9 protein-coding genes, 1 tRNA gene and 1 pseudogene are annotated in these 16,595 nt (G+C 66.0%); 5 read left to right on the forward strand and 6 right to left on the reverse strand.

Going from position 1 to position 16,595, the window contains the following annotated elements; genetic code table 11:
* Nucleotides 1-94: 94 nt before the first annotated feature.
* From uvrB to KMAL_RS09040, 6 genes are all read right to left on the reverse strand, one after another.
* A complete protein-coding gene (gene uvrB / locus KMAL_RS09015; protein ID WP_110095378.1) occupies nt 95-2,332 on the reverse strand; it encodes an excinuclease ABC subunit UvrB in 2,238 nt (745 codons plus the stop codon).
* A gap of 99 nt (nt 2,333-2,431) precedes the next feature.
* Nucleotides 2,432-3,817 carry an ABC1 kinase family protein gene (locus KMAL_RS09020; protein ID WP_110095379.1) on the reverse strand — a complete coding sequence of 462 codons (1,386 nt, stop codon included), beginning with the start codon at nt 3,815-3,817 and terminating at the stop codon, nt 2,432-2,434.
* On the reverse strand, nt 3,798-5,645 hold the full coding sequence (locus KMAL_RS09025) for a M3 family oligoendopeptidase (RefSeq protein WP_239020042.1): 1,848 nt from the start codon (nt 5,643-5,645) through the stop codon (nt 3,798-3,800). Before KMAL_RS09025 ends, KMAL_RS09020 begins: the two co-directional genes overlap by 20 nt.
* 207 nt (nt 5,646-5,852) lie before the next feature.
* Nucleotides 5,853-10,397 carry a glutamate synthase large subunit gene (gltB, locus tag KMAL_RS09030; protein ID WP_110095381.1) on the reverse strand — a complete coding sequence of 1,515 codons (4,545 nt, stop codon included), beginning with the start codon at nt 10,395-10,397 and terminating at the stop codon, nt 5,853-5,855.
* Entirely contained in the window at nt 10,397-11,851 is a 1,455-nt protein-coding gene (locus KMAL_RS09035; RefSeq protein WP_110095382.1) for an NAD(P)-dependent oxidoreductase, read from the reverse strand. The genes gltB and KMAL_RS09035 overlap by 1 nt, the downstream gene beginning before the upstream one ends.
* A 173-nt stretch (nt 11,852-12,024) precedes the next feature.
* A complete protein-coding gene (locus KMAL_RS09040; RefSeq protein ID WP_110095383.1) occupies nt 12,025-12,966 on the reverse strand; it encodes a complex I NDUFA9 subunit family protein in 942 nt (313 codons plus the stop codon).
* A 240-nt stretch (nt 12,967-13,206) separates the two neighbouring features.
* Here KMAL_RS09040 and KMAL_RS09045 point away from each other — a divergent pair.
* The 5 genes and pseudogenes from KMAL_RS09045 to KMAL_RS17600 all read left to right on the forward strand — a co-directional run.
* Nucleotides 13,207-13,293: transfer RNA gene (locus KMAL_RS09045), tRNA-Leu, on the forward strand.
* A gap of 327 nt (nt 13,294-13,620) precedes the next feature.
* Nucleotides 13,621-14,268: a ribonuclease D gene (locus KMAL_RS09050; protein ID WP_110095394.1), complete on the forward strand. Its 648-nt coding sequence runs from the start codon at nt 13,621-13,623 to the stop codon at nt 14,266-14,268.
* Nucleotides 14,269-14,340: 72 nt separating this feature from the next.
* Nucleotides 14,341-15,402 (forward strand): KpsF/GutQ family sugar-phosphate isomerase, encoded by a 1,062-nt coding sequence (locus tag KMAL_RS09055; RefSeq protein WP_110095384.1) that lies wholly within the window; start codon nt 14,341-14,343, stop codon nt 15,400-15,402.
* Entirely contained in the window at nt 15,399-16,211 is an 813-nt protein-coding gene (lptC, locus tag KMAL_RS09060) for an LPS export ABC transporter periplasmic protein LptC (RefSeq protein WP_110095385.1), read from the forward strand. The genes KMAL_RS09055 and lptC overlap by 4 nt, the downstream gene beginning before the upstream one ends.
* Nucleotides 16,211-16,595 (forward strand): annotated as a pseudogene (locus KMAL_RS17600) (hypothetical protein); the annotation flags it as partial. The gene lptC and the pseudogene KMAL_RS17600, both read left to right, overlap by 1 nt.

A 16,595-nucleotide genomic window follows, 5' to 3' on the forward strand; every position in this document is an offset into this window, starting at 1 on the left:
CTCCCCCTGCTGCTGCCATCCGGAATGATCCTGCCCGTTTTTCGCGCGCACGAAAAGCCATGGCCCATCGCACGGGCGCGCACGCCGTGGTACGTCAGCGCCCCTTGCGGCGGCCACCCCCGCGCCGGGCATCGGGATCGTATCCCCCGCCCCCGGGGCCAAGTGGCTGTGGCGTGCGGCTGCGCCGGGCGTCGGCACGGGCGTTGCTGCCCGCGCGCCCGGCCATGGACTGCGCGACAGGCGGTGGCTCCAGGCCGAGTTCGACCGCCTCAAGCCTGCGGATCTCGTCACGCAGGCGGGCCGCCGTCTCGAACTCCAGGTCGGCAGAGGCCGCGCGCATGCGTTTTTCAAGGTCGGCAATCGCCCCCTTGAGGTCCTTGCCCACCATGTCCTTGATATCCCCCTCCGGCGTGGGGGACACGGTCACGTAATCCTGTTCGAAGACGGAGGACAGGACCTCGCCGATATGCTTGCGCACCGAACGCGGGGTGATGCCGTGTTCCTCGTTCCACAGGGTCTGCTTTTCACGCCTGCGCGCCGTCTCCTCGATGGCGTAGGCAAGGCTGTCGGTCATCTTGTCCGCATACAGCAGCACGCGTCCGTCCACGTTACGCGCGGCGCGGCCGATCGTCTGGATCAGCGAGGTGCGCGAACGCAGGAACCCTTCCTTGTCCGCGTCCAGTATGGCGACAAGCGAACATTCGGGGATATCCAGCCCCTCACGCAGCAGGTTGATGCCGATCAGAACGTCGAACGCCCCGAGGCGCAGGTCGCGGATGATCTCGATCCGCTCCAGCGTATCGACGTCGGAATGCAGGTAGCGCACCTTGATCCCGGCCTCGTTCATGTATTCGGTCAGGTCTTCGGCCATGCGCTTGGTCAGGGTCGTCACCAGCACGCGGCCGCCATCGGCAATGGCCTGCCGGCATTCCGCCAGCAGGTCGTCCACCTGGTGGGCGACGGGCCGCATGTCGGTCACCGGGTCGATCAGGCCGGTCGGGCGGATCACCTGCTCGGCGAACACGCCGCCCGTGCGCTGCAGTTCCCACGGACCCGGCGTTGCGCTGACGAAGATGCTCTGCGGGCGGAAAGCGTCCCATTCGCCGAATTTCAGCGGCCGGTTGTCAAGGCAGGACGGCAGGCGGAATCCGAATTCCGCCAGCACCGACTTGCGCGCATAGTCCCCGCGTTCCATGCCGCCGATCTGCGGCACGGTCACATGGCTTTCATCGACGATCAGCAGCGCATCTTCGGGCAGGTATTCGAACAGGGTCGGCGGCGGCTCCCCCGGCTTGCGCCCCGACAGGTAGCGTGAATAGTTCTCGATCCCCTTGCACACGCCGGTCGTCTCGATCATTTCGAGGTCGAAGGTCGTGCGCTGCTGCAACCGCTCCGCCTCCAGCAGCTTGCCTTCCTTCGTCAGGTGCTCAAGCTGCGCGCGCAGTTCGGCCTTGATGCCCGTGACCGCCTGATTGAGCGTCGGGCGCGGCGTGACGTAATGGCTGTTGGCGTAGATGCTGATTTCCTGCAGGTCGGCGGTCTTGTCACCGGTCAGCGGATCGAACTCGATGATCTCGTCGATCTCGTCGCCAAACAGGGTGACGCGCCAGGCCCGGTCCTCGTTCTGGACGGGGAAGATGTCCACGCTTTCGCCGCGCACGCGGAAGGTGCCGCGCTGGAACCCTGCATCATTGCGGCGATACTGCAGTTCCACCAGCGCCTTGACCAACTGGTCGCGATCGATCGAGCCGCCGCTTTCCAGCCGCACGACCATGCGCGAATACGTCTCGACCGAGCCGATACCATAGATGCACGAGACCGAGGCGACGATGATGACATCGTTGCGCTCCAGCAGCGCCTGCGTCGCGGCATGGCGCATGCGGTCGATCTGCTCGTTGATCTGGCTGTCTTTTTCAATATAGGTGTCGGAGCGCGGGACATACGCTTCGGGCTGGTAGTAATCGTAGTAGCTGACGAAATATTCCACCGCGTTGTCGGGGAAGAATTCCTTCATCTCCGCGTAAAGCTGCGCGGCCAGCGTCTTGTTCGGCGCAAGGACAAGCGTGGGTTTCTGCGTCGCCTCGATCACCTTGGCCATGGTGAAGGTCTTGCCCGACCCGGTCACCCCAAGCAGGACCTGGTCACGTTCCCCCGCCTCGACGCCTGCGACGAGCTCACCGATCGCCGTGGGCTGGTCGCCCGCCGGTTCGTAAGGGGAGTGGATCTTGAACTGCCGGGTCTTGGGCTTGGCGGCCTGACGTTCGGGCTGGAAGGTGACCGGGGGTTCGATCCGGTCGGTAATGCGTTTTTTCTTGCGCGGTGCTGCTGCCATGATGTGTTGACAGTGGGGAGCAACGGCGGCGGACGCAAGGGCGACGGGCAAAGATATTGCCCCTTTTCACCCCCGCATCGCCTCCCGCGCCACGGGATGTCAGTCGCCCAGCGGCGGAGGCACGCGCGCCTCGCTCACGGCGGCGGCCTGGCGCTGCGCAAGTTTCGCGCTGTCGAAATCCTCGATCATTTCCTGGAACAGGCGATACCAGTTCAGCCGCGCCCTGAGCCGCAGGAACACACTGCCCAGCCCGATGGCCGAACGGTCCACCAGCACGAACGGGCGCGGAGGCCGCACGCCGCCGGTGCGTTTCAGCCCGGCATAGACCTTCTCCGCCACCACGCGGCCATATTGCGGGTCGTTATCCTCCTGAATGGCGCGCACGCGGTCCTGCATCAGCGGTTCATAGATGAAGCGCGCCCATTCATTGAGCACGCGCATCGTCTCACGCGACATGTTGGTAAAGCCCCACCCCTGATAGGCGTGATAGGCCAGGTCCTCGTCATTGGTCTGCAGGGCGCGGTACAGGTCGATGATCCCCTGCACGAAGGACGCGGGGAAGATGCGGATCGCCCCGAAATCCAGCAGGTTGATGCCGTAATCGTCGCGCACGGTGAAATTGCCCATGTGCGGGTCGCCATGGATGACGCCATAGCGGTAGAGCGGGATATACCAGGCATGGAACAGCGAACGCGCCATCATGTTGCGCTGTTCCTGGTCCGGGTTGGCGTCGAGCACCTTCTGGATGCCGCGCCCGTTGACCCATTCCATCGTCAGCAGCCGCTTCGTGCACAGCGGCTCGATCGGGGCGGGCACCGTGACATCCGGCGAGTTGGCGAGCATGAGGTGATACAGCCGCATGTTCGCGGCCTCACGCGTGTAGTCGAGTTCCTCGTAGAGCCGCGCCTCAAGCTCCTCGAGCACGTCATCCTGCTGGATCGTGCTGTCGATGCGGTAGAACAGGCCGACCGCCATGCGGAACTGGCGCAGGTCGGATTCGACCGTGGCCTTCATGTCCGGATACTGCAGCTTGCACGCAACCACCCGCCCGTCGGGCAGCACGGCGCGATGCACCTGCCCAAGGCTGGCCGCGGCCGAGGCCTCCCGCCCGAAGCTGCGGAAATTGCGCTCCCAGTTGGGGCCAAGCTCGCTGGCCATGCGGCGGCGCACGAAGTTCCATCCCATCGGCGGGGCATTGGCCTGCAGCTGCGCCAGTTCGGTCGCATATTCTTCCGGCAGGGCGCCGGGGATGGTGGACAGAAGCTGCGCGCCCTTCATCAGCGGCCCCTTCAGCCCGCCCAGCGCGGTCTTCAGGTCGCCCGCATGCATCACCTTGTCAGAGCGGAAGCCCATCTTGTGCCCGGCGATCCGGGCCGCGATTCCCCCCATCGTGCCGGAGGTACGGACCATGCGGCGGAATTCGCCAAACAGTCCGCTGTTATCGAGATCCCGTTCTTGCGCCACGTCAGATACGCTCCAGTTCATCAATAAATCCGGCGATCACATCGAGCCCCCGGTTCCAGAAACCGGGGTCCGCCGCATCCAGCCCGAAGGGCGCCAGCAGTTCGCGATGCCGCTTTGTCCCGCCCGCGCGCAGCATATCCAGATACTTGTCCTGAAAACCCGGATGCCCGGACTGGAAGACATCATACAGCGCGTTCACCAGGCAGTCACCAAACGCATAGGCATACACATAGAACGGCGAATGGATGAAATGCGGCACGTATGTCCAGTAAACATCGTAATCAGGCGTAAATTCGAACGCCGGGCCAAGGCTTTCGGCCTGCGTCTCGCGCCAGATCTCGCCAATGCGCTCAGGCAGCAGTTCGCCCGAACGCCGCTCCTCATGGACCAGCGTCTCGAACCGGTAGAACGCGATCTGGCGCACGACGGTGTTGAGCATGTCCTCCACCTTCGCCGCCAGCATCAGGCGACGGCGCGTGGGGTCCTTCTGCGCATCGAGCAGCGCGCGGAAGGTCAGCATCTCGCCGAACACGCTGGCCGTTTCCGCCAGCGTCAGCGGCGTGCCCGACATCAGGTAGCCCTGCGCACCGGCCAGCACCTGATGCACCCCATGGCCGAGTTCATGCGCCAGCGTCATCACGTCACGCGTGCGCCCGCGATAGTTGAGCAGGAGATAGGGATGCACCGACGGCACGGTCGGGTGCGCGAACGCGCCGGACGCCTTGCCCGGCACCGGCGGCGCGTCGATCCACGCATTGTCGAAGAACCGGCGGCCGATTTCCCCCATGCGCGGGTCAAACCCCTCATACGCGCCAAGCACCTGCGCCGTGGCGTCGGCCCACGGGATCAGCGGTTCGTCCTGCGTCGTCAGCGGGGCGTTGCGGTCCCAGTACTGGAGCTTTCCCACACCCAGCCATTTCGCCTTGAGCGCGTAATAGCGGTGCGACAGGCGCGGATAGGAGGCGGTGACGGCCTGCACCAGCGCATCGACGACCTCGTCCTCCACCATGTTGGCGCAGTTGCGCGCGGAGGTCGGGCGCGGGTAATGGCGCAGCGTGTCGGTGATGGCCTTGTCCTTGGCCAGCGTGTTCGTCACCAGGGAGAACAGGCGGATGCGCTCCTGCAATGTCTCCCCCACCGCCTTCGCCGCCTTCATGCGGGCAAGGCGGTCTGGCGAGGACATGCGGTCGAGCGCCGAGCCAAGCGTCATCTCCTCCCCATCGAGCGGCACGCGCAGGCTGGCCATCGTCTCGTCGAACAGGCGGTTCCACGCCGCCGCCCCGGTGACGGATTTTTCATGCAGGACGGATTCGACCTCGTCAGACAACTGGTACGGGCGGAACACGCGCAGGTCGCGGATGAACGGCGCCCAGTGCGCCAGCGCCGGGTCGGCCATCTGGCGCGCCAGCACATCGTCGGGGATGCGGTTCATCTCCAGCGTGAAGAACAGGAGGTGGGTGGAAATCGCCGTCAGGCGCTCGTTCACCGACTGGCTGAAGCGCGCGATCTTCGCATCCGACGAATTGGCCGCGAACAGAAGCTGCGCATAGGACGCTGCCCGGCCCAGCACCTCGTCGATGCGCTGGTATTCGACGATGGCCGACGCCACGGCCGCGCCATCGGCCTGCGCCAGGCGGCCGCGCCACGCATCGGCGAACGCACGCGAATCCGCGTCCGCCTGCTCAAGGTCTGTCTGGAGCTGCGGCGATTCGGGGCTTTCATACAGGTCGCGCAGGTCCCATCGCGGCAGGGTCCCGTCATGTGGCGGGACAACAGCCCCGTTCCCGTCAGCGGGAGAGGACACGCGCGCGCCGTGCGCGAAGGCATGGGGAAAATACAGATCGGACATCGGACCATTACCCGTCATCGCAACAGGCCCACGCGACACCGTCACACAGGCCCTGAGTTCCAGTGACGGGGAATCTAGTCCCTCTGCCCCGCCAGTGCGACCCCCTGATGCCACATTCCCCGAAAAGAGGCCCCCGAAACAGACGGGGCCGGGGTAAAAAATCCCCGGCCCCGTCATCAGTTTTACCAATGTTGCAAAATATGTGCGTCAGGCGCTGCGCGGCAGTTCGGCAGGGGCAAAGCCGATGACCTTCGCATATTCGCGCGGCACGACATGCCAGAAGCGCGGCAGCACCTTGTCCCAGTTATGCAGCAGCAGTTCGGCATAGCGGCTGCTCGTCTCGCGCACATGGGTTTCCACCTGCTCACGCAGCGCGGCCTCCCATTTCGGGTCGCTCACCCGGTTCCATGTCAGGGTGTCGGGGTTGACCCGCTCCTCGAACGTGCCGCTGGCGTCATAGACGAAGGCCATGCCGCCGGTGAAGCCCGCGCCGAAATTGTCCCCGATCTCGCCAAGGATCACCACAAGCCCGCCGGTCATGTATTCACACCCGTTGGAGCCGCAGCCCTCCACCACGCCAATCGCGCCGGAATTGCGCACGGCAAAGCGTTCGCCCGCCTGCCCCGCCGCATACAGCGCGCCCGCCGTCGCACCATACAGCACGGTATTGCCGATGATGGCGTTTTCGTTGGACACGAGGTTCGACGAAGGCGACTGCCGCACGATGATCGTCGCCCCCGACAGCCCCTTGCCGACATAGTCGTTGGCATCGCCCAGCACCTCGAGCTTCAGACCCTGCACCGCGAACGCGCCCAGCGACTGCCCCGCCGAACCGCGCAGGCGCACCGTCAGGTGGCCGGGCACCAGCTTGTCCATGCCGAACTGCCGCACGATCAGCGACGAGATGCGCGTGCCGATCGCACGATGCGTGTTCTGCACGTTGTACTGCAACTGCATCTTCTCCCCATGGTCGAACAGGGGGCGTGCATCGGCGATCATCTGCGCATCGAGCGTCTCGGGCACCTCGTTTCGGCCCTCACGCGTGCAGTAGCGCGCATGCGGCCCCGGATCGGCCTGCGCGAGCAGGGAGTTGAGGTCGAGGTCGTCGAGGTAGTCCGCGCCACGCAGCACCTGATGCAGCAGGTCGGTGCGGCCGATCACCTCGTTGAGTGTCGCAAAGCCCAGCGAGGCGAGGATGTTGCGCACGTCCTCGGCAATGAAGGAGAACAGGTTGATGACCTTCTCCGGCGTGCCTTCGAACTTCTTGCGCAGTTCGTCATCCTGCGTGCACACGCCCACGGGGCAGGTGTTGGAATGGCACTGGCGCACCATGATGCAGCCCATCGCGACAAGGCTTGCGGTGCCGATGCCGAATTCCTCCGCCCCCAGCATGGCGGCGATCACCACGTCACGCCCGGTCTTCAGCCCGCCATCGGTGCGCAGCTTCACCCGGTGGCGCAGGCGGTTGAGCATCAGCACCTGATGCGCCTCCGCCAAGCCAAGTTCCCACGGCATGCCGGCATACTTGACCGAAGACTGCGGGCTTGCGCCCGTGCCGCCGGAATGACCCGAAATCAGGATCGCATCCGCCTTCGCCTTCGCCACGCCGGCGGCGATCGTGCCGATGCCCGAACGCGCGACCAGCTTCACGGTCACGGTGGCCTCGGGGTTGATCTGCTTGAGGTCGTAGATCAGCTGCGCCAGATCCTCGATGGAGTAGATGTCATGGTGCGGCGGGGGCGAGATCAGCGTCACCCCCGGCGTCGCATGACGCAGCTTCGCGATCAGGCCCGTCACCTTGAAGCCGGGAAGCTGCCCGCCCTCGCCCGGTTTCGCGCCCTGCGCCATCTTGATCTCGATCTCGCGGCAGTCATTGAGGTACTGCGCGGTCACACCGAACCGGCCCGAGGCGATCTGCTTGATCGCGGAGGACGCATTGTCGCCATTGGCGCGCGGTTTCGCGCGGGCGGGGTCTTCGCCGCCCTCGCCCGAATCCGACTTCGCGCCGATGCGGTTCATCGCGATCGACAGCGTCTCGTGCGCTTCGGGGCTGAGCGCGCCAAGCGAGATGCCCGGCGCGATCAGGCGCTTGCGCAGTTCGGTGATGCTTTCGACCGATTCCACGGGAATGGGCGTGCGCCCGCCACGGAAGTCGAGCAGGTCGCGCAGCGCCACCGGCGGCTGGCGGCGCACCGCATCGGCATAGCGCTGGTAGATGGAAAAGCTGTCGGTCGCGACAGCCGTCTGCAGCATGTGGATCAGCGTGCCGTCAAAGGCATGCACCTCGCCCGTGCGGCGCAGCTTGTAGCGGCCCCCGACCGGCAGGGATTCGATCTGCCGATCCCATGCCTTTTCATGGAAGCTGAGCACATTGCGCGCGATGCCAAGCAGGCCGATACCCGAAATGCGCGAGGGCATGCCGGGGAAGAATTCCGCCGTCAGCGCGCGCGACAGGCCGATCGCCTCGAAATTGTAGCCGCCGCGATAGGCCGAAACCACGGAGATGCCCATCTTGGACATGATCTTCAGCAGGCCCTTGTTCACCGCCTTGCGGCAACGCTCCACCGCGTCAACCAGCGACAGGTCGCCAAATAGGCCGCGACGGTGGCGATCGGCAATGCTTTCCTGCGCCAGGTACGGGTTGATGGTCGTCGCGCCCACCCCGATCGTCACCGCGATGGCATGGACGTCCAGCGCATCGGCCGAACGCACGTTGAGCGAGGTGAAGGTCCGCAGCGACTGCCGCACGAGATGCGTATGCACCGCCGCCGTCGCAAGGATCATGGGGATGTAGGCGCGCTCGGCCGACTGGTGCTCGTCCGTCAGGAAGACATGGGTGCAGCCACGGCGGACATGGTCCTCGGCCTCCGTGCGGATGCGCGCGATGGCCTCGCGCAGGCCGGATTCCCCGTCGGCGGCGGGGAAGGTGCAGTCGATGACGCACGCATTCTCGCCACAGAACTCCCGCAGGGCCTTGAACTCACCCGTGGTCAGGACCGGGCTGGGAAGCTGGAGCAGGTCGCACTGCGTCTCGCTTTCCTCAAGGATGTTGCCAAGGTTGCCCAGACGCGTCACGAGGCTCATCACCCGCGTCTCGCGCAGGCTGTCGATGGGCGGGTTGGTCACCTGGCTGAACGCCTGGCGGAAATAGTGCGCAAGCCCGCGATAGCGCGTGGACAGCACCGCAAGCGGCGTGTCGTCGCCCATCGAGCCGATGGCTTCGGCCGCATTCTCGACCATCGGCTGGAGGATCGCCTCGAGTTCCTCAAGCGTGGTGCCGACCGCAAGCTGGCGACGGCGCAGGTTTTCGCCCTGGTAGAGGCTGATTTCCCCGCTGTTGGTGCGCACAAGGCAGGAGATGTCGCGCGTGCGCTTCACCCAGCCTGCGAAATCCTGCCGCGCGGAGAGCAGGTCGAGCAACTGGTCGTTGTTGTAGAGCTTCGCTTCCTTCAGGTCGAGTGCGAGCGACTGCCCCGGCCCGAGGCGGCCACGGCTGACGATGTCGGCCTCGGGCACCTTGACCATCCCGGTCTCGGAGCCCACGATCAGCAGGCCGCCCGACGTCACGGTATAGCGCAGCGGACGCAGGCCGCTGCGGTCGAGGCCGGCCAGCATCCAGCGCCCGTCCGTCGCGCACAGCGCCGCCGGCCCGTCCCACGGTTCCATCACCGCGTTGCAGTAGGAATACATGTCCTTGTGCCGCTGCGGCATGGCGGAATTGCCGCCGACGCTGGCGGGCACCATCAGGCAGCGCGCCATCGGCGCGTCACGCCCGGCGAATGTCAGCAGTTCGAAGACGTTATCAAGGCACGCCGTATCCGACCCCTGCGCCTGCACCACGGGCTTGAGGTCGTCCATGTACGGGTCGAGCGCCGGGTCGGCCAGCCGCGTCTCGTGGCTTTTCATCCAGTTGACGTTGCCGGAGATGGTGTTGATCTCCCCGTTATGGGCAAGGCGGCGGAACGGCTGCGCCAGCTTCCATGTCGGGAAGGTGTTGGTGGAATAGCGCTGGTGATAGATCGCAAAGCGGCTGACGAAACGCGGGTCGAGCAGGTCGGGATAGAACTCCGTCAGGTGCTCGGCCAGGAACATGCCCTTGTAGATCAGCGACCGGCACGACAGGGAGCAGACATACAGGTCCACCTGGTTGGCGATCGCGCTTTTCTCGATCCGGCGGCGGATGACGTACAGGTCGCGCTCGAACGCGTCCTCTTCCGTGCCCGGCGTGTTGCGGATCAGGATCTGCTCGATCTCCGGACGGGTGGCGTTCGCCTTGTCCCCGATGCAGTCGGTGTTGATCGGCACCTGCCGCCAGCCATAGATCGCGTAACCGAAGGCGAGGATCTCGCTCTCGATGATCTGGCGGCAGCGTTCCTGGGCCGCGATGTCCGTCTTGGGCAGGAAGATCATGCCCACCGCGATCTGGCTGTCCACGCTGGCGTCGCCGCCGATATGGATCGCGTCGGCAAAGAAGTCCTGCGGGATTTCGACATGGATGCCCGCGCCATCGCCGGTCTTGCCATCGGCATCGACCGCGCCACGGTGCCACACCGCCTTCAGCGCCGCGATCCCGGCCTCCACCACGTCACGGCGCGGCTTGCCATCAAGGGCGGCGACCATGCCGACACCACAGGCGTCATGTTCCTGCGCGGGATCGTACAGGCCGGAAATCGCTTCGGCATTGTCGCGCCATTCGCGCACGAAATCCCCGTTCGCGGCCGTGTTGTGTGCTGTGTGCTGGTCCATTGTCATCACTCCGCCGCTTCGGCGCGCACGGCCGCCACGGTCTCAAGCCAGCGGTGCATCTGCGCCGCCGCGTCGCGTCCATCACGGATGGCCCACACCACAAGGCTGGCCCCGCGCACGATATCGCCTGCGGCGAACACGCCGGGCAGGCTGGTCATGAAGGTCTGCCGGTCCACCATCAGGGTGCCCCAGCGCGAAACCTGAAGGTCGGGCTGCCCCCACAGGGTCGGCAGCGGTTCGGGGTCGAAGCCCAGCGCCTTGACCACAAGGTCGGCCTCCAGCGTGAAGGCGCTGCCTTCCACCGGCTCCACCGACTGCCGCCCGCTGGCGTCGGGCAGGCCGAGCTTCATGCGCACGGCGCGCACGCCGGTCACGTGATCGTCGCCAAGGAAGGCCTCCGGCCCGGCAAGCCAGACGAACTCCACGCCTTCCTCCTCCGCGTTCTTCACCTCCCGGACGGAGCCGGGCATGTTCGCGCGGTCGCGGCGGTACAGGCACCTGACCGACCGCGCGCCCTGCCGGATGGCGGTGCGCACGCAGTCCATCGCGGTATCACCGCCGCCGATCACGACCACCGACTTGCCCGCGGCATTCAGCGCGCCGCTGTCATATTCCGCCACGCTGTCGCCAAGGGAGACGCGGTTCGATGCCGTCAGGTAATCCAGCGCGCGCACGATCCCGCCAAGCCCCGCGCCGGGGCCGCCGATATCACGCGACTTGTACACACCCGTCGCGATCAGCACCGCGTCATGGCGGTCGCGCAGCGTGGAGAATGCGATCGTGTCGTCATTATCCACGTCCCCCACCCCCTTGCCGAGGTGGAAGGTGACGCCAGAATCGACCAGCAGGCGATGGCGGCGCAGGACGATGTCCTTTTCCAGCTTGAAGCCGGGGATGCCATACATCATCAGCCCGCCGATGCGGTCATAGCGGTCATAGACATGGACCTGGAAACCCAGTTCGCGCAGCTGCACCGCGGCGGCAAGGCCACCGGGGCCGGCCCCGATGATGCCCACCGTCTGCGTGCGCTCGGTCACGGGCGTGACGGGCCTGACCCATCCCTGCTCGAACGCGGTGTCGGTGATGAAGCGTTCCACCGCGCCGATGGTCACGCTCTCGAACCCCGGCTCGATCACGCAGTTACCTTCGCACAGGCGGTCCTGCGGGCAGATGCGGCCGCAGATCTCGGGGAAGTTGTTGGTGGCGGAGGAGACTTCATAGGCTTCCTCCAGCCGTCCCGCCGCCGTCATCATCAGCCAGTCGGGGATGTTGTTGCCCAGGGGGCAGTGCACGGAACAGAACGGCACGCCGCACTGCGAACAGCGCGAGGACTGCGTCTGCGCCTGCTGGCGTGGCAGTTCGTCATAGATTTCATTGAAATCCCGGCGCCGTGACTCCGCAGGCCGCTTTTCGGGCTGCTCCTGCGCCACGGAGACGAATTTCAGCATGCGCTCTGCCATTGGCCTGCCCCTCGGGTCTGGAAAATCGGGTCTGGAAAGACATGCGGGCGCACCTCTGCGCACCCGCAGTGAGCCACACCTACGCAAGCCATGGCGCAAAGAAAAGACAGCATTGCTGACCTTCTTGCGAAAAAACGGCAAGATATCGCCAGATCCCCACAGATGGCGGCCCGTCAGCCGGGACGGAAACGCGCGAGGTACTGCGGGCCGACCACTTCGAGCGAAAGCGGGGCGATGCCCAGTTGCGCGAGGTCAGGCATCCCCGGCGCGACCACATTGTCGACATAGAGCATCGAGAGCTGGTCGCGCGTCAGCATCTTGCCGGGAAGGTGTTCCAGAAAGAACGCCTGCACACGCGCCACCACCGGCGGCACGGCAAGGATGCGGCGCGGATGGCCCGCCGTGTGCGCGATCCAGCGCACCAGTTCGTCCATCCGCCACACGCGCGGGCCGCCCAGTTCGAAGATGTCCCCCGCCATGCCCGTCCCTGCCCCGGCCCCCGTGCCGCGCGCAATGCGGCGAATCGCCTCCGCCACGTCCCCGACATAGACGGGCTGGAACCGCGTCGCCCCGCCATAGACCGGCATGACCGGCAGGTAGCGCGACATCGCGGCGAACATGTTGGTGAACCGGTCCTCCGCCCCGAAGATGATGGAGGGGCGGATGATCACCGCCTCCGCCATGTGGCGCGTGACCTCCACCTCCCCCATGCCCTTGCTGCGGCCATAGGCGGAAACGCTGTCGGGTGAGGCGCCAATGGCGGACATGTGCACCAGCGCCCCGACGCCCGCGGACGCGCACAGGCGCGCCACCCGCGCCGCGCCCTGCACATGCACCGCCTCGAAGCTGGCATGCCGCCCCGGGGCCAGGATCCCGACGAGGTTGACGACAAGGTCGCTGCCCTCGATGGCGGCGACACTCGAACGCTCGTCGAGGATGGAGGCATAGAGCGGGACGATCTGGCCCACATCGCCAAGCGGGCGCATCCCCGCCGCCCGGTCGGGCCGGCGCGAGGCGACGCGCACCACGTAGCCGTCGCGCGCAAGGTGGGCGACCACATGCCGCCCCACGAAGCCCGTACCGCCAAAGACCGTTGCGACCTTGCGAATATCCATCCGACATACCTCCCGTGGCTTGCGATCCCCTACCCGGACCTTGCGGGGACGATCATGGGCCAGCCCGGGGCCACATGCACGTCATTCCCGCGCGCGCACCCTGCGCCAAAAGGGCGGTTTTCCGCGGGGTTCACAAAAAAATATCCTTAAATTCAAAAAAATACGCACCCCCCTGTTGACCGGCGCGCCAAGCCGGACTAGAAACCGCCTCACACCACCCCGGCAACGGGGAGCCTCTGAGCCCAGATGGCGGAATTGGTAGACGCGCAGGTTTCAGGTACCTGTGGCCGCAAGGTCGTGGAAGTTCGAGTCTTCTTCTGGGCACCAGGATTTTTCCCAAGAAAAATCACGTCAAATCCTGCCGGGACATTCCCGGCAGGGATTTGTCCTTCCGATGCCTCCGGCTGGCTCCGGCCCCGCCCGATGTCCCAAATAGTTGGACGTTCGCATCAATCCCCCCTGTTCCCGATATGAATTTCGTGTAAACCGCGACACTGTTGACCCTGTCGGCATGAGGCCGCCTGGATGCTGACAGTGGCGCGGCGTGCCCTGTTTTCCGGTTTCTGTCGTCCCGGTCCGCCGGACATGCCCCTTGCCGCCTGTCGCCCCATGGCGCATGTCACGGACAGACACCGTTACGGAGCACGACCCGCAATGCCACAGACCACCGTCCCAGAGACCATCCATTTCCATCGTGGCGACCTGCCCGCCGATGTGAAATTCACGGGCGCGGTGGCCGTCGATACGGAAACGATGGGCCTCAACCCTCATCGTGACCGGCTGTGCCTCGTCCAGCTTTCGGGCGGGGACGGGCATGCCCATCTGGTACAGGTCCCGGCCCATGCGCGGGCGGCGGATTTCCCCAACCTGATCGCGGTGCTGACGGACCCGTCCGTGACGAAACTGATGCATTTCGCACGCTTTGACGTCGCCATCCTGCAATTCACCTTCGACATCACGGTCGCCCCGTGCATCTGCACCAAGATCGCGTCCAAGCTGGTGCGGACCTATACGGAACGGCACGGCCTGGCCCACCTGTGCCGCGAACTGCTGGGGGTGGAACTCAGCAAGCAGCAGCAGAGTTCCGACTGGGGGGCGCCAGACCTGACCCCCGAACAGATGGTCTATGCCGCATCGGACGTGCTTTACCTCCATGCGCTGTGGGCGCGGCTGGAGGCGCTGCTCGTGCGGGAGGGGCGGCGCGAACTGGCGCAGGCGTGCTATGACTTCATGCCGACGCGCGCACGCCTGGACATCCTCGGCTACGAGGACCCGGACCTGTTCGCCCACCGGGCGGCCTGAAAACCGTCCAGATCCCCTCACCTGCCCCCGGCGCACCGGGGGCGCCTTTATGGCAATACAGAAAATACAGGCATGACCGACAGCCTCCAGCCCCATCCAGACCACAGTCCCGTCAGCACGGAACAGGCCGACATGATCGAATCGGCCTGCAAGGTCCTGCAGACCGAACGCGACGGGCTGGCGCACATGATGGCGGCGCTGCGCCAGGCCCTTGGCCCGGCGCATGAAGGGCCGGAGGCATCCGATCTGGGGCAGGCGTTCATCCGCACGGTGGAGGCCCTGTCGATGCCCGCGCGCCGCGTCGTGGTGACGGGCATCGGCAAGTCGGGCCATATCGGGCGCAAGATCCAGTCCACGCTGGCCTCCACCGGCACGCCGTCGATCTTCGTCCACCCGGCCGAGGCCTCCCACGGGGACCTTGGCATGCTCCAGCCCGGTGATGCGATCCTTGCGCTGTCCAATTCGGGGGAGACGTCGGAACTTGCGGACATCGTCTCGCACGCACGACGGTTCGGGCTGCTGCTGATCGCGATGACCGCGCGCGCCGACTCGACCCTGGCGCGGGCTGCGGACATCGCGCTGGTCCTGCCCCAGTCGCCGGAGGCCTGCCCCATGGGGCTGGCGCCCACCACCAGTTCGACAATGCAGCTTGCCCTGGGCGACGCGCTGGCAATCGTGCTCCTGACGCAGCGCGGGTTCGGGGCGGATGATTTCGGGATCTTCCACCCTGGCGGCCGCCTTGGCGCGCAGTTGCGCGACGTGCGCCAGTTGATGCATGTCGGGCCAAGCATGCCGCTTGGCTCCCCGGACCTGCCGCTGCGCCAGGTCATCATGGAAATGACGCACAAGGCCTTCGGCTGCATGGGCGTCGTGGGACCGGACGGCACGCTGGTCGGCCTGATTACCGATGGCGACCTGCGCCGTGCGCTGGAACAGGATATCGACGGCACCCGCGCCGCCGACATCATGAACACGAACCCGCAGACCATCCGCCCCGACGTGCTGGCGGTGGACGCGCTGCGGATCATGAATGACCGCCCGCGCCCGATCACCAGCCTGTTCGTGCTGGATACGCAGCGCCGCCCACTTGGCATCCTGCACATCCATGACCTGCTGCGTGCCGGGGTGGCATGAGCGACAGGGCGCCAGACGATCCGCCACAGGACGCGCGCGCGCGGGGCGATGACCCGCGCGAGGGCGGCATCCAGCGCGAGGATTACGCCCGTTCAGCCGAAGACATCGCCCGGCAGCGCAGCATCTTCGACACCCGCTCCATCCGGCAGCGGCTCCTGCCCAACGAAAATGACCTGGCGCGGCGGCGGGCGATCATGCGCTCGGCCAAATGGGCGCTGCCGCTGACCGCGCTGGTGCTGCTGGGATCGATCGCGGCGTGGCCCGCCGTGGAGCGCGCGGTCATCATGCATCGCGGCACGATGGCGCAGATGTCGCATGTGCGCGTCAAGAGCGGCAGCATGCTCAACGCCACCTATCGCGGGATGGACGACCATGGCCATCCCTTCATGGTCACGGCAAACGAGGCGCGCCAGATCTCCCCCGAACGCATCGACCTGACCACGCCCCAGGCGGATACCCTGCTGGGGCCGGGCAACTGGGTCTATGTCACGGCACGCAATGGCGTCTATATCCAGCATAGCCAGCTTCTGGACCTGACACAGGACGTGATGCTTTATCGTAGCGACGGAACCACCATGTACAGCCCTACCGCGGATATCGACATGAAACACGGCGTCATCGTGTCCGACAGCTGGATCCATTCCGAAGGTCCGTTCGGCACCCTGGACGCGCAGGGGACGATGCTGCTGATCCATGACGGCATCATGCAGTTCCGCGGGCCGGGACGCCTGGTCCTCAACACCACGCATGGCGGGTCGGCCGACAAAAGCACACCACCCACACCAGCACCCGGTGGGGGGAAACACTGATGCGCAGGCGACATTCCCTTGCGTTCGCGCTGCTTGCGGGCGGTGCGCTCGCCACGGCTGGCAACGCTCCTGCCACCGCGCAGGGCCTGGACATGTCACAGGGCGGGCAGGTCAGCATCACGGCGGCGGGCGGCTTCGACTGGGACCAGAACAGCCAGACCGTCACCGCCTATGACCGCGCGCAGGCCGTGCGTGGCAATGTCACGGTGCGCGCGGACCGCCTGATCGCCTATTACCGCAAGAAGACGCCGGGCGCGCACGCGCCTGCGCCCACCCCTGCAAATGCGCCGAAGGCCAGCACCACTCAGGCTGCGGCCACTCAGGCTGCCGCCACGCCGCAGCCAAGGCCGCAGCAGCAGGCACAGGCCCCCACAGCCCCGATTG

The organism is Novacetimonas maltaceti, from assembly GCF_002906255.1.
GTDB classification, from domain to species: domain Bacteria; phylum Pseudomonadota; class Alphaproteobacteria; order Acetobacterales; family Acetobacteraceae; genus Novacetimonas; species Novacetimonas maltaceti.